12 protein-coding genes are annotated in these 13,787 nt (G+C 61.1%); 9 read left to right on the top strand and 3 right to left on the bottom strand.

Features of this window, described 5'->3' with window-relative positions; translation table 11 throughout:
- Positions 1-155: 155 nt before the first annotated feature.
- Positions 156-1,070, bottom strand: coding sequence for a LysR family transcriptional regulator (locus tag ACSQ3L_RS00685; RefSeq protein WP_436158182.1), 915 nt, complete (start codon positions 1,068-1,070; stop codon positions 156-158).
- Between the two features lie 253 nt (positions 1,071-1,323).
- Between ACSQ3L_RS00685 and ACSQ3L_RS00680 the strand changes: the two genes are divergently transcribed.
- From ACSQ3L_RS00680 to ACSQ3L_RS00660, 5 genes are all read left to right on the top strand, one after another.
- Positions 1,324-1,491 (top strand): hypothetical protein, encoded by a 168-nt coding sequence (locus tag ACSQ3L_RS00680; RefSeq protein WP_436158181.1) that lies wholly within the window; start codon positions 1,324-1,326, stop codon positions 1,489-1,491.
- Between the two features lie 287 nt (positions 1,492-1,778).
- The gene (locus ACSQ3L_RS00675; protein WP_436163353.1) at positions 1,779-2,747 is read left to right on the top strand and encodes a glycosyltransferase family 2 protein; all 969 of its coding nucleotides are present in this window, start codon (positions 1,779-1,781) and stop codon (positions 2,745-2,747) included.
- Entirely contained in the window at positions 2,744-4,963 is a 2,220-nt protein-coding gene (locus ACSQ3L_RS00670; protein ID WP_436158180.1) for a GtrA family protein, read from the top strand. The genes ACSQ3L_RS00675 and ACSQ3L_RS00670 overlap by 4 nt, the downstream gene beginning before the upstream one ends.
- 142 nt (positions 4,964-5,105) lie before the next feature.
- On the top strand, positions 5,106-5,747 hold the full coding sequence (locus ACSQ3L_RS00665) for a DUF47 family protein (protein WP_436158179.1): 642 nt from the start codon (positions 5,106-5,108) through the stop codon (positions 5,745-5,747).
- A gap of 3 nt (positions 5,748-5,750) precedes the next feature.
- Positions 5,751-6,755, top strand: coding sequence for an anion permease (locus ACSQ3L_RS00660; protein ID WP_436163352.1), 1,005 nt, complete (start codon positions 5,751-5,753; stop codon positions 6,753-6,755).
- Between the two features lie 10 nt (positions 6,756-6,765).
- Here ACSQ3L_RS00660 and ACSQ3L_RS00655 read toward each other — a convergent pair whose 3' ends face one another.
- Positions 6,766-7,143, bottom strand: a complete 378-nt coding sequence (locus ACSQ3L_RS00655) for a VOC family protein (RefSeq protein WP_436158178.1) — start codon at positions 7,141-7,143, stop codon at positions 6,766-6,768.
- Between the two features lie 249 nt (positions 7,144-7,392).
- On the opposite strand from ACSQ3L_RS00655, the gene ACSQ3L_RS00650 reads away from it, so the two are divergent.
- The gene (locus ACSQ3L_RS00650) at positions 7,393-8,565 is read left to right on the top strand and encodes an Mrp/NBP35 family ATP-binding protein (protein ID WP_436158177.1); all 1,173 of its coding nucleotides are present in this window, start codon (positions 7,393-7,395) and stop codon (positions 8,563-8,565) included.
- Positions 8,566-8,851: 286 nt separating this feature from the next.
- Here ACSQ3L_RS00650 and ACSQ3L_RS00645 read toward each other — a convergent pair whose 3' ends face one another.
- On the bottom strand, positions 8,852-9,301 hold the full coding sequence (locus ACSQ3L_RS00645; protein ID WP_436158176.1) for an SRPBCC family protein: 450 nt from the start codon (positions 9,299-9,301) through the stop codon (positions 8,852-8,854).
- 146 nt (positions 9,302-9,447) lie between these two features.
- On the opposite strand from ACSQ3L_RS00645, the gene ACSQ3L_RS00640 reads away from it, so the two are divergent.
- The 3 genes from ACSQ3L_RS00640 to chrA all read left to right on the top strand — a co-directional run bounded on the left by ACSQ3L_RS00640 (position 9,448) and on the right by chrA (position 13,760).
- Entirely contained in the window at positions 9,448-11,253 is a 1,806-nt protein-coding gene (locus ACSQ3L_RS00640) for an IlvD/Edd family dehydratase (RefSeq protein ID WP_436158175.1), read from the top strand.
- Between the two features lie 300 nt (positions 11,254-11,553).
- Positions 11,554-12,372, top strand: coding sequence for a chromate resistance protein ChrB domain-containing protein (locus ACSQ3L_RS00635; protein ID WP_436158174.1), 819 nt, complete (start codon positions 11,554-11,556; stop codon positions 12,370-12,372).
- Positions 12,369-13,760 (top strand): chromate efflux transporter, encoded by a 1,392-nt coding sequence (chrA, locus tag ACSQ3L_RS00630; protein WP_436158173.1) that lies wholly within the window; start codon positions 12,369-12,371, stop codon positions 13,758-13,760. The genes ACSQ3L_RS00635 and chrA overlap by 4 nt, the downstream gene beginning before the upstream one ends.
- Positions 13,761-13,787: the final 27 nt, after the last annotated feature.

Here is a 13,787-nt window from a genome sequence, read left to right as displayed (position 1 = left end):
CGACCCATGCATATCGACCAAAAGCATCAAACTGTTTTGGAACAACGACATGCGTGTGCCGCTTTATCGCTAAGTGCTTAAGAAACCAGAGAAAACCTCTGAAATCAATAAAGCGGTTTCGTTGCACGATAGAAAATTTCTATCGTCCCGTTTGACTAATCCTGTCTAGCGGAACGGTTGGCGTGGAAATCGTCCGCCAGCGCCATCGCCTCGTCCAGCAGCGCCGAAACCAGCGGCGTGTGCGGTTCGCGCGGCGCCGCCACCAGCCCGACCGTGTGGCTGGCGTCCGGCTCGATGATCGGAATGGCCCGGATCGGTTCCGAAAAGCCGAATGTTTCCGCAAGGTTGAGCGGCATGATCGACGACCATTTGCCGGTGCGGATATGCGAAAACAGCACGATCATCGAGTTGGATTCCAGCGTCGGCCGCACCTGCACGCCGGCTTCGGCCAGATGCTGGTCGATGATGCGGCGGTTCTGCATGTCCGGCGTCAGCAGGCAAAGCGGCAAGCTGCTGATTTCCGCCCATGTCACTTTGTCGCGGTCGGAATAGGGGGTTCCCACGGCGGTGATCAGTTGGTAGCGCTCGTCATAGAGCGGCACGCTGGTCACACGTCCCAGCGGTTCGTTGTCGAGATAGGTGATGCCGGCATCGATTTCGAAATTGCCGAGCAGCGACAGCACCTCGATCGAAGTCCGCGATAGCACCGAGAACGTGACGCCCGGATGTTTCTCGCGGAAAGGCGTCGTCAGCCGCGCCACCATGGCCAAAGCGGTCGGAATGGCGGCGATGCGGATGCGGCCGGAAAGTCCGTGGCGTGCCGCCCGCATTTCCTCGCGCATGGTCCTGGTATCGCCGACGATGCGGCGCGCCCACACCAGCACCTGTTTTCCCTCCGGCGTCAGCCCCTGGAAGCGCGAGCCGCGATTTACCAGCATCACGCCGAGTTGGCCTTCCAACTGCTTGATGCCGGCCGACAGCGTCGGCTGGGTGACCCCGCACACCTCCGCTGCCCGGCCGAAATGCTCTTCCCTGGCCAGCGCGATGAAGAATTCCAGCTTGTCGATCATGAAAGAAGGCGGCCTACTGCTATTCGATGCGAATGATTGTCGTTGTTATTGGGATGTTCGTGTCCCGGACGTGATGTAGTTCGGCGGCAGGCAAGCCGCCCGCGAGCGCACTCTCGACGGCGCTGTAGCGAGCGGGTCATCGGTGCTTTCCGGTAAGAGTCCGATCGTGACATGATGCACCTGCGCAATCTCGTGGAGAAGAGCCCCAACATCGATATTCTGCGAAATGATCGGCTTTGCCGTGGGACGACTGATGGAACTGAAGGTTGGCGTGTCGACGGGCGCTGCCTGGCGCAAGGTTCCGGGCATGGAAATTGGCACCTCCGAAGCCGAGCCTTCGCCGGCGCGTCGGCTGACGAAGCATCAAATGAAAAACCCGCCTGTGCGGCGGGTCACTGGCGCAAATAAGCACCATAGGTAAAAAGGTACCATAGCTGACGTCACGGAGTCAAGAAAAAATTCCTATCGTGAAAAGCTGCCCGGCAAAAAAGCTGCCGACACCGCCGAACTGGCTGTCGTCAGGTCTTTGGTTAATCTGAGTTTCGGAGCCCTGGGGACACGATCCTCGAAGTTGCGAAACCGTGAATTCTCGCTATACATCGGGGAACTTCCTGCCTTTTGGTTCGGATTCCATGACATTGTCCATGCTACGGATTGCCCCAGCAATTGTGTCACAAATTACCAGAAGAATAGAGCTTGTCGTCGCCAATGCCTATGAGTGATTTATTTGCGCCCCGCATTGCGGTTATCCTGCCCTGCTACAACGAGGCGGCCACAATCGCGCAGGTGATTGCGGACTTTCGCCTTCATTTGCCGGCAGCAAACATTTTTGTATTTGACAACAACTCATCCGACGACACTGGGCGAATTGCAGCCGCAGCGGGTGCTCAGGTCCTGACCGTGCCCATGCCGGGCAAAGGCAACGTGGTACGGCGCATGTTCGCCGACATCGAAGCCGATGTTTATGTAATGACGGACGGCGATGCCACGTACAGCATTGCCGATGCTCCGCGCATGATCGATCGCTTGCTTTCGGAACGGCTCGACATGGTGGTCGGTATTCGGACCGGTGGACGGCCCGAGGGCGGCGAAGCCTATCGCTTCGGCCACCGTTTCGGCAACCGGATGCTAACCCGCTGTGTGGCGGTACTGTTCGGCAGAACGTTTTCCGATATGCTGTCAGGCTATCGGGTGTTTTCACGCAGATATGTAAAATCTTTTCCGGCTCATTCCACGGGCTTTGAGATCGAAACAGAATTGACGGTCCACGCTCTCGAGCTGCGCATGCCGGTGGCGGAGATGGTCACGGCCTATGGTGCTCGCCCGGCGGGTTCACAAAGCAAGCTTCGGACGTATCGTGATGGAATTCGCATCCTGACAACGATAGTGAGACTGTTTAAGGCGGAAAAGCCGCTTATTTTCTTTTCACTGGGTGCTGTCGCGACAACATTGTTGGCGATCGTCCTGGCCGTCCCGCTATTGGAAACATACGCCGAGACGGGACTGGTGCCCCGGCAGCCTACAGCGCTGCTTTGCGTTGCGCTTGTTCTGTTGGGCGGCATCCTATTCGCATGCGGGCTTGTTCTCGATACCGTCACGCGGGGTCGAACCGAGGTCAAGACGATAGCCTATCTGAGGATCCCCGGAATTGGCGCACTGCGGTCGCCGGTTCCATGATCCATAAGCAGATCGGCTGGTTCGCCGTCGTTGGCGTTGTTGGCTTTGCCGCGGATGCCAGTGTACTATACCTGCTGCTTGCCTTTGGCCTCGGCCCCTTCGCCAGCCGGGCATTTTCGTTCCTGACCGCGGTATTTGTGACTTGGCAACTTAACCGCCGCAAGACTTTTGCGGTACAGCCCGGCGAGCCTTTGTGGCGTGAGGGCCTGCGTTACCTCGCGGCAATGACGTTTGGCGGTACCGCCAACTACGCAGTCTATGGCGCTTTCGTCATGGCAAAGTGGCCGCCGATATTAGGCTTGGTTGCGGGCACCGGTATTGGAACAGTCTTGAATTTTCTGTCGGCTCGATCCTGGGTGTTCCGGGATCGCTCGCAAACCGCACGTCGAGGGTTATTTCGGTCGTGGATCGGCGGTTTAAACCGCGCGCTCAGCCACCCTCGTGCGGCGACGCGTGCGATGTGGCTCGCGCCCCTCCTGGGTGGGATGATCGCGCTGCTGCTGGGGCAAGACAGCAACTGGGATTTGCTCAACTATCACTTCTACAACCCTTACGCGCTGCTGGGCGGGCGGATCGGCTTGGACTTAGCCGCGGCGCAGTTCCAGAGCTACTTCAATCCCCTGCTCGATCTACCATACTACGCGATGGTGACGCACGCGCCAGCGATGGTGGCAGGCTTTGTCATGGGTGCCTTCCACGGTCTCAATTTTGTGCTGCTGCTTTGCATTGTTCGTGTTGTGCTTGGCAGCTCCGGCAAACCTGACGATGCCACCTCAATCCTGCTTTCGCTGGCCGGCTGCATGGGGCCGGCATTCCTGTCGGAATTGGGCAATAGCATGGGCGACAACACGACCGCGGTGTTTGTGCTGTGCGCTCTTGCGCTCATAACCTGGCAGTTGCGACATGTTGTGGAGGCCGGTTGGCGGGGTGTCATATCAGTAGCAGTGGGGGGACTGCTGATGGGGGCCGGCGTTGGACTGAAACTCACCAACGCGGTATTTGCCGTCGCCCTGTGCTTGGCCCTCTTGGCCCTTCCGGCACCATGGCTGCGGCGACCAGTCCTTGCCTTCGCGTTTGGCTTGGGCGTGCTCGGGGGGATTGCGACGACAGCCGGCTATTGGTTCGCGACATTGCTACGGGTCTTTGGAAATCCACTATTCCCGCAATTCAATGCCTGGCTTGGTTCGCCACTGGCTGCGCCAATCGCGATTGCGGACACGCGATGGCTGCCGAAAAGCATTTGGGAAGCGCTGCTGTTCCCCTTTGCAATGGTCACCGACGCCACCCGTGTCGGTGAACTGGCAATACGACCATTTGTCTGGCCGGTTTTGTGGCTTCTGGTGGTTTTGTGGGTCGGTGCCGCCGCCATCCGCAAATCCAGCCTGATGCTGTCGGTTCCTGAACGCCTGGTCGTGTTGTTCGTGAGCTTGGCCTTCGTGATCTGGATGGCGATTTTTAGCATCTACCGTTATGCCGTCTCAATGGAAATGCTTGCGCCACTGGTCGTTTGGATCGTGGTGCACAAGCTCCTCAGCGGCGACATGGCGAAACGGGTCGCTGCTGTAACGCTCGCTCTGGTCGCGACCTACGCAGTGGTTGATACCCGCTCATGGGGCCACCAAGCGTGGGACACCCACGCGTTTCGCGTGGTGGTACCAGACCTCCCGGTATCGGGGACAATATTGTTCATTGCGCAGGAGGAGCCAAACGGCTGGATGGCCCCCTTCTTTCCGCCGGCTATGGCGGCCGTTGGCCTCGGGACGAACTTTCCGGAAGGACCAGCATACGGAGCGCGTGTCCGTGAAATCGTCGAGCGGTCAGGTGGCAAGGCGTGGGCCGTGATGCCAGCCCACACTGACGAGGGGGCAGTGCGTGTAGCGCGGATGAACGACATCCTTGCGCCCTTGACGTTGTCTGTGTCGGGGTGGCCCTGCCGCAAGCTGTCAGCGCTGCTGCAACGCGTAAGCAAGCACTTGCGGGTGGGCGACGCCTCGAACACGGGAAGTTGTCGGCTGGTGGCGTTGCCGCCAGGCGGTATGAGTTTGGCTGAAGCCGATCTCGGGACCATTCAGCGATCGGCTGAGATCGTTACCCGCTATGGTCTCGTGCTCGACGCTACAAGCTGTCGAACCTATGAAGCGTGGGTTGGTGCAAAGCCACGTCCCTATCAGTTGTGCGCAACAAACATGATCCGGCAACCCGGGTCGTCGCAATAGCTTGCACCAAATCATCCATCGCCGCTGCCCGCGCTTCACCGCAAGCGCGATGCACAATTGGCCTGCATCCACATCTTTAAGCCGGCTACCTGTTTCCCGCGACTGAATGCGGCGCTATGTGGATGAAACTGGGAGATCGACCATGCTGGGCTGGTTCCGCAAGCTGCTGCCGCGCGAAGATCGCTTCTTCGACCTGTTCGAACGACATTCCCGCACCGTGGTCGGCGGCGCCGAGGCGCTGGAGCAGCTTCTCCAGGGCAAGGATATCGACCGCTGGTGCCAGAAGATCATCGATCTCGAAGACGAGGCCGACCACATCACCGCGGAAGTCCTGCTGGCGGTGCGGCGCTCCTTCATCACGCCTTTCGATCGCGGCGACATCAAGGACCTGATCCAGTCGATGGATGATGCCATCGACATGATGCACAAGACGGTCAAGACGGTGAAGCTATTCGAAAAGAAGGAATTCGACCCGCTGATGCAGGAAATGGGCGGCGTCATCGTCGCCGCCGCCAAGCTGGTCGCCGAAGCGATCCCGCTGCTCAGCAAGGTCGGAGCGCATACGGTGCGCCTCAATGCCATCGCCGAAGAGGTCATGCGCGTCGAAAGCCGGGCCGACGATCTGCACGAGCAAGGGTTGAAGGATCTCTTCAGGAAACATGGCCGCGGCGATCCGATGGCCTACCTGATCGGCAGCGAGATCTATGGCCAGCTGGAAAAGGTGGTCGACCGCTTCGAGGACGTCGCCAACGAGATCAGCGGCATTGTCATCGAGAATGTATAGGTGATGGAAGCCACCATCGCCTTTCCCGTTCTCGCCGGCCTCGTCGCCGTCGCGCTGTTCTTCGACTTTCTCAACGGTCTGCACGATGCCGCCAACTCCATCGCCACCATCGTCTCGACCCGGGTGCTCAGGCCGCAATATGCGGTGCTATGGGCGGCATTCTTCAATTTCATCGCCTTCATGTTCTTCGGCCTCCACGTCGCCGAGACAGTGGGCAAGGGTATCGTCGACGTCAGCATCGTCACCCCGGCGGTGATCTTTGCAGCCCTTGTCGGCGCCATCGTCTGGAACATCGTCACCTGGATCGCCGGCATCCCGTCGAGCAGCTCGCATGCGCTGATCGGCGGACTGGTCGGCGCCGGTGTCGCAAAGGCAGGCGTGGGCGCCATCGTCTGGACGGGGCTCGGCAAGACGGTCGCCGCGATCGTCGTCTCGCCGGCAACCGGTTTTGTCCTGGCGCTTGTCCTGATCCTCGCCGTTTCCTGGCTTTTCGTGCGCCAGACGCCGTTTGCGGTAGACAGCACGTTTCGCGTCATGCAGTTCTTTTCCGCCTCGCTCTATTCGCTCGGGCACGGCGGCAACGACGCCCAGAAAACCATGGGCATCATCGCCGTGCTGCTCTATTCGCAAGGCATGCTCGGCGGGACTTTCTATGTGCCGCTCTGGGTCGTCCTCACCTGTCAGTCGGCGCTGGCGCTAGGCACATTGTTAGGCGGCTGGCGCATCGTCCACACAATGGGCTCGAAGATCACCCGGCTGAACCCGATGCAGGGTTTCTGCGCCGAGACCGGCGGGGCGGTCACCCTGTTTGCCGCCACCTGGCTCGGTGTTCCCGTGTCGACCACGCACACCATCACCGGCGCCATCATCGGCGTCGGCGCCGCCCGCCGCATCTCGGCCGTGCGCTGGGGCATTGCCGGCAACATCGTCATTGCCTGGATCGTCACCTTGCCGGCCACCGCTTTGATTTCGGCGCTCACCTACCTCGCGGTTGGCCTGGCGAGGTGACGTAAGAAATCTACCTGTCCACAAGGTTCAGAATGTTGCCGTCCGGATCCTTGAACCAGGCGACCTTCATTCCGTAACCGACGTGGAGATCGCCCTCCAGCGTCAAGCCCGGCATCTGATAGTGCTCGAAGGCGACGCCCTTCGACTTCAGCTCCTTGACGACATTGCCGATCTCGTCGCCAACCGTCCAGGTCACCGCTGTCGCCTTGTTGGTTCCGGCAAATTGGGAATGGTAAACGTTGATAGCTGTGTCGCCGCTTTTGTACACGATCAGTTCGCCGCCCTCATCGTGCACCTGCTTCAGGCCAAGCGTCCCCTCATAGAAAGCCTTGGCTTTCGCGAGATCCTTCACCGCGAGATTGGCTGTTGCGTTGCAGTTTGCGAGCATGATGATCTCCTTCCCTGGTTGTCGTGCTCATCATGGTCATGCAGATAGGTCGCACCGGTTGATTGGCGACCGTCAGCTTGCTGGAATGACCGGACACTTGGCTGCGTTTTCCCGCAATGCGTTTGATCGGGCAAATCCAGCAGGCTTTGTCGTTTTTACGGGCACGCCCGGGCAGCTTGTTGCCGCACGGCTTGGTTCTGTTCGGAAACTGCACTATCTCAGGCGCAAGCTGCGTAAGGAAAAACTGCCATGTCCGTCACCAAGGAAATCGTCACCGAGCGGCTGAAGACGGTCAATGGACCTGACTTCACCGGCAACATCGTCGACCTCGGTATGGTTTCGGAGATTTTCATCGCCGACGGCAAGGTTTTCTTCTCGATTACCGTTCCCGCCGCCCGCGCCCAGGAGATGGAGCCGCTGCGTGCCGCCGCCGAGCGTGTCGTCAAGGCGATTCCCGGCGTCGCCGGCGCCGTCGTCGCGCTGACGGCGGAGAAAAAGGGCGGCGGCATGGAGGCGCCGGTTCCCTCGCGCCCCAGGCCCGCGCCGCCGGCTCCGCCCGCTGCCGCGGCGCGTGCCGCTCCGCACGCGCCGGCCTCACACAGCTCGGGAAAGCGCGGCGTGCCCGGCATCGAGGCGATCATCGCGGTCGCCTCCGGCAAAGGCGGCGTCGGCAAATCGACCACCGCCGTCAACATCGCGCTTGGCCTCGCCGCCAACGGTTTGCGCGTCGGCGTGCTCGATGCCGACATCTACGGCCCGTCCATGCCCAGGTTGTTGAACATCCACGGCCGGCCGCAGACCGTCGACGGTAAGATCCTGAAGCCGATGGAGAATTACGGCCTGAAGGTGATGTCGATGGGCTTCCTCGTCGATGAGGAAACGCCGATGATCTGGCGTGGCCCGATGGTGATGTCGGCGCTGACGCAGATGCTGCGCGAGGTCGAATGGGGCCGGCTCGACGTGCTCGTCGTCGACATGCCGCCCGGCACCGGCGACGCGCAGCTGACGATGGCCCAGCAAGTGCCGCTGGCTGGCGCCGTCATCGTTTCGACGCCGCAGGATCTGGCCCTGATCGATGCGCGAAAAGGCCTCAACATGTTCAAGAAGGTCGACGTGCCGTTGCTCGGCATCGTCGAGAACATGAGCTATTTCGTCGCCCCGGACACCGGCAAACGCTACGATATTTTCGGTCATGGCGGCGCGCGCCGCGAAGCCGAGCGTCTCGGCGTCACCTTCCTCGGTGAGGTGCCGCTCGAAATGGGCATTCGCGAAAGCTCGGATGCCGGCACGCCCGTGGTCGTCTCGAAGCCCGACGGCCCCGAAGCAAAAATCTACCGCGACATCGCTTCGAAGGTCTGGGACCGGGTCAATGAAGAGCGTGGTGCGGCTGCTGCCGCCGTGCCGAGTATCGTGTTCGAGTAGCGCGGATATCCCTCCTCCTTGAGGGCAGGGCTATTGCATATGGATTCTTGCGAAGAAGGACCCCCACCCTAACCCTCCCCCCAAGGGGGAGGGAACGCTGCCGCGTGCCTTTAAGTCTTCTTTGACGCCGAAAAGACAGGCGATTCGCCGAGGTCGGCGCCAACGGAAGTCTCCCTCCACCTTGTGGGGAGGGGTTAGGGGTGGGGGTCCGTGCCGCGCAGACATCTCAGGAATTCCATGGAATTCCATATGCGATAGCCCTGCCCCTCAAGGGGGAGGGAAATCCTCAGCCGCCCACCTTCTCGCCAAAACTCGAAAAAAACTGTCCGGCCAGTTTCTTTGAGGTCGATTCGATCAGCCGGCTGCCGAGCTGGGCGATCTTGCCGCCGACATCGGCCTTGGCCGCATATTTCAGCACCGTGGCATCCGGCCCATCTTCGGTCAGCGTCACGTCGGCGCCGCCCTTGGCGAAGCCGGCTATGCCGCCCTTGCCTTCGCCTTGGATGGTGTAGGAATGCGGCGGCTTCAGGTTCTTCAGCGTGACCCCGCCGTTGAACGTCGCCTTGATCGGCCCGATCTTCACCACCACCGTCGCCGCCATTTCGGTCGGCGACTTCATCTCCAGGCTCTGGCAGCCGGGAATCGTCGCCTTCAAGACCTCGGGATCGTTCAGCGCTTCCCACACTTTTTGCAGCGGTGCGGCAATGCGTTCCTCGCCTTCGATCACCAAAGCCATGAAACCCTCCAGGACAAGACTGTTTGAAGCCGTAACGCACGGCTTGGTGCCTGTCTATCACACCAAAGTCCGGTTGCGACCGCACGCCCTCTTGCCTGCTCCCGCGCGTTGCCATATCGATTTGTCTTACAAATACGGAGACCATGATGGCAGGCGCCCCCACCCAGAAGAAAAAATTTCGCTCGCAGGAGTGGTTCGACAATCCCGACAATCCGGGCATGACGGCGCTCTACCTCGAGCGCTACCTGAATTACGGCCTGACGCGCGCCGAACTGATGTCCGGCAAGCCGCTGATCGGCATCGCCCAGACCGGTTCGGATCTGTCGCCGTGCAACCGCCACCATATCGAACTTGCGAAGCGCGTGCGCGAAGGCATCGTCTCGATGGGCGGCATTCCGTTTGAATTCCCTTGCCATCCGATCCAGGAGACGGGCAAGCGCCCGACAGCGGCGCTCGACCGCAACCTTGCCTATCTCAGCCTGGTCGAGGTGCTCTACGGCTATCCGCTCGATGGTGTCGTGCTGACCATCGGTTGCGACAAGACGACGCCAGCCTTGCTGATGGCGGCGGCCACGGTCAACATTCCGGCGATCGCGCTGTCGGTCGGCCCGATGCTCAATGGCTGGCACAAGGGCAAGCGCACCGGCTCGGGCACTATCGTCTGGGAATCGCGCCAGCGGCTTTCGGCCGGCGAGATCGGCTATGACGAGTTCATGGACATCGTTGCTTCGTCGGCGCCGTCCACCGGCTATTGCAACACCATGGGCACCGCCACGACGATGAACTCGCTGGCCGAGGCGCTCGGCATGCAATTGCCGGGCTCGGCCGCCATTCCCGCGCCTTACCGCGAGCGCGGCCAGATTTCCTACGAGACCGGAAAACGCATCGTCGAGATGGTGCATGAGGATCTGAAGCCGTCCGACATCATGACGAGGGAGGCTTTCGAGAATGCCATCGTCGTCAATTCGGCCATTGGCGGCTCGACCAATGCACCGATCCATCTCAATGCCATTGCCCGCCACCTTGGAGTCAAGCTCGACAATGACGACTGGCAGACGGTCGGCCTCAATGTGCCGCTGCTGGTCAATTTGCAACCGACGGGCGAATACCTCGGCGAGGACTACCATCATGCCGGTGGCGTGCCGGCGGTCATTGCCGAACTGATGAAGGGCGGGCTGTTGCCGCATCCCGGCGCGCGAACCGTCAACGGCAAGTCGATCGGTGCGAATAGCGAGGGCGTCGCCAACGAAAACCCCGACGTCATCCGCTCTGTCGCCAAGCCGCTGAAGGCCAATGCCGGTTTCATCAACCTCAGGGGCAATCTGTTCGATTCGGCGATCATGAAGACCAGTGGCATCTCGCCCGAATTCCGCGAGCGCTATTTGTCCAACCCCAAGGATCCCGAGGCTTTCGAAGGCAACGCCATGGTTTTCGACGGGCCGGAGGATTACCACGCCCGCATCGACGACCCGGCGCAAGGCATCGACGAACACACCATCCTGTTCATGCGCGGCGCCGGCCCGGTCGGCTATCCCGGCGGCGCCGAGGTCGTCAACATGCAGCCGCCGGCCTACCTCATCAAGAAGGGCATCCACGCGCTTGCCTGCATCGGTGACGGCCGCCAGTCGGGCACGTCGGGTTCGCCGTCGATCCTCAATGCCTCGCCCGAAGCCGCCATCGGTGGTGGCTTGGCGCTGCTCAAGACCGGCGACCGTGTTCGTATCGACCTGCGCAAGGGCACGGCCGACATCCTCGTCAGCGACGACGAGATCACCCGCCGCCGCGCCGAACTGCAAAACAATGGCGGCTTTCACTACCCGAAGCATCAGACGCCTTGGCAGGAGATCCAGCGCGGCATGGTCGCGCAGTTTTCAGAGGGAATGGTGCTGGAACCGGCGGTGAAATACCAGGATGTAGCGCACACCAGCGGAGTCCCCAGGGACAATCATTGATTATTCCAAGGAATAGTCATCTATTATTCCAAGAGATAATCATCAATTATTCCCTAGGGCAGTCATCAATTATTCCTGCCGACAATCATAGATGTGGAGCGACGGCAGGCGACCTGACGAACTAGGCCGCCTGTCGTTTTTCGTTCAGCGCGGCGCATGCAGTAGCAGGTGGACAAGGCGTCATCCTTGACAAGCGCACCCAACAATTCCACCATGATGGCAAGGGGTGCATCGCGACGACCCCGTGAGGCGTCAGCCCAACGTTCGCGTCCAAGCTTCTCTTTTCAGGAGGTGGACGCCATGCCGTCAACAACCGCTATCACTATATCGCAACTGTCCCGCCTGATTGGTCTGCCGGGCGCACCTGTCATCATCGATGTCCGCATCGATGATGATTTCGACGCCGATCCGCGCCTGTTGCCGGCCTCGTGCCGGCGCGATTTCAAAACCGTTTCGACCTGGGCGGCCGCGTTCGCCGGCAAGTCCGTGGCCGTCGTCTGCCAGAAGGGGCAAAAGCTCTCGCAAGGCGTGGCCGCATGGCTGCGTCATGAGGGGATTTCCGCCGAATCCCTTGAAGGCGGCTTTGAAGCCTGGCGCGATGCTGGGGGGCTTTTGGTCCGCACCGCCAAGATGCCGCCACGCAATGAAAAGGGCGCCACCGTCTGGGTGACGCGATCACGCCCGAAGGTCGACCGCATCGCTTGTCCGTGGCTGATCCGGCGTTTCGTCGACCCCGACGCGGTGTTCCTGTTTGTCGAACCCGCTGAAGTATTGGCTGTTGCCGACCGCTTTCAGGCCGTGCCGTTCGACATCGACAATGTGTTCTGGAGCCATCGCGGCGAACGCTGCACCTTCGACACGATGATCGAGGAGTTCGGGCTGGAATCCGAAGCGCTCGATCGCCTGGCGTTGATCGTGCGCGCGGCCGACACCGCAAGCCTCGACCTGGTGCCCCAGGCGGCCGGCTTTCTGGCGGCCTCGCTTGGTCTGTCGCGTATGTTCCGCGACGATCTGGAACAACTGGAAGCAGGCATGCTGCTCTATGACGCGTTCTTCCGTTGGTGCCGCGACGCCACCGAAGAAACGCACAATTGGCCGGCTGCGGGTAAACCGACATGAGCGCTCTCGTCCCGGCGGATACAGCGGAAAACGCTCCGGTACCCGCTGCGCCGACCTTCACCGAGGCCGTAAAGGTCTGGGCGAAAATCGGGCTGCTCAGCTTCGGCGGGCCGGCCGGGCAGATCGCCTTGATGCACAAGGAACTGGTCGAGGAGCGGCGCTGGATCGGCGAGCAGCGTTTCTTGCATGCGCTGAACTACTGCATGCTGCTGCCTGGCCCGGAAGCCCAGCAACTCGCCATCTATATCGGTTGGCTGCTGCACAGGACGGTCGGTGGCCTTGTCGCCGGCGCCCTGTTCGTCGTGCCGGGCGCGCTGGTCATGCTCGCCTTGAGCAGTCTCTACGTGCTCTATGGCGACATGCCGCTCGTCGCGGCGCTGTTTTTCGGGGTCAAGGCGGCGGTGCTTGCCATCGTCGTCGAGGCGGTGATCCGGATCGGACGGCGCGCTCTGAAAAACCCAGTCATGGTGTCGATCGCGGTGGCGGCGTTCGTCGCCATCTATGCGCTGAATGTGCCGTTCCCGCTCATCGTCCTGCTCGCCGGCCTGACCGGGTGGCTGGGAGACCGCTTTGCACCTGGCCTGTTTTCCGGCTCCGCAAATGGCAAGGGCGATGTTCCCGACGTCAAGGGAGCGGTCGACCTGATGTTCGAACGCGGTGAGCTGGCCCATGTCAGACCGACCAGATGGCACGCACCGAGCACCGTCGCGATCTGGCTGCCGATCTGGCTCGGACCCGTCCTTTTGATCTGGTGGTTCACCGGCTCCGCAAGCGTGTGGACCGAGATAGGGCGGTTCTTCAGTCTGATGGCTGTCGTCACCTTCGGTGGCGCCTACGCAGTGCTTGCCTATGTCGCGCAGGCAGCCGTCCAGTCCTTCGGCTGGCTGGCGCCTGGCGAAATGGTCGATGGTCTCGGCCTTGCCGAAACGACGCCAGGTCCGCTCATCCTGGTGCTGCAGTTTGTCGGCTTCATCGCCGCATTCCGCCACGCCGGGTCGCCGGACCCATTGCTTGCCGGATCTCTGGGGGCGTTGCTCACCCTGTGGGTGACGTTCACCCCCTGCTTCTTCTGGATATTTCTCGGCGCGCCTTACATCGAGGCCTTGCGCGGCAACAAGGCATTGTCGGCCGCACTGGGTGCGATTACCGCCGCTGTTGTCGGCGTCATCATGAATCTGGCTCTCTGGTTTGCCCTGCACGTTATTTTCCGCGAGGTGCACGCGATGGGCCTCGGCATGAATGTGCCGGTGTTTTCGTCGATCGACTGGCGCGCAGCGCTGCTCTCCTGTGCCACGATGATCGCCGTCCTGAGGTTGAAAATCGGCATGTTGCCGACGCTTGCCGGATCCGCCCTTGCCGGGGTCTTGCTGTTGGCGGCAAGTGGCTGATGCCTGCAAAGACTTGAAGCTTTGGAT

It is taken from the genome of Mesorhizobium sp. LjRoot246 (assembly GCF_964254115.1).
Taxonomy (GTDB): domain Bacteria; phylum Pseudomonadota; class Alphaproteobacteria; order Rhizobiales; family Rhizobiaceae; genus Mesorhizobium.
This window is presented reverse-complemented; position numbering and strand designations above follow the sequence as displayed.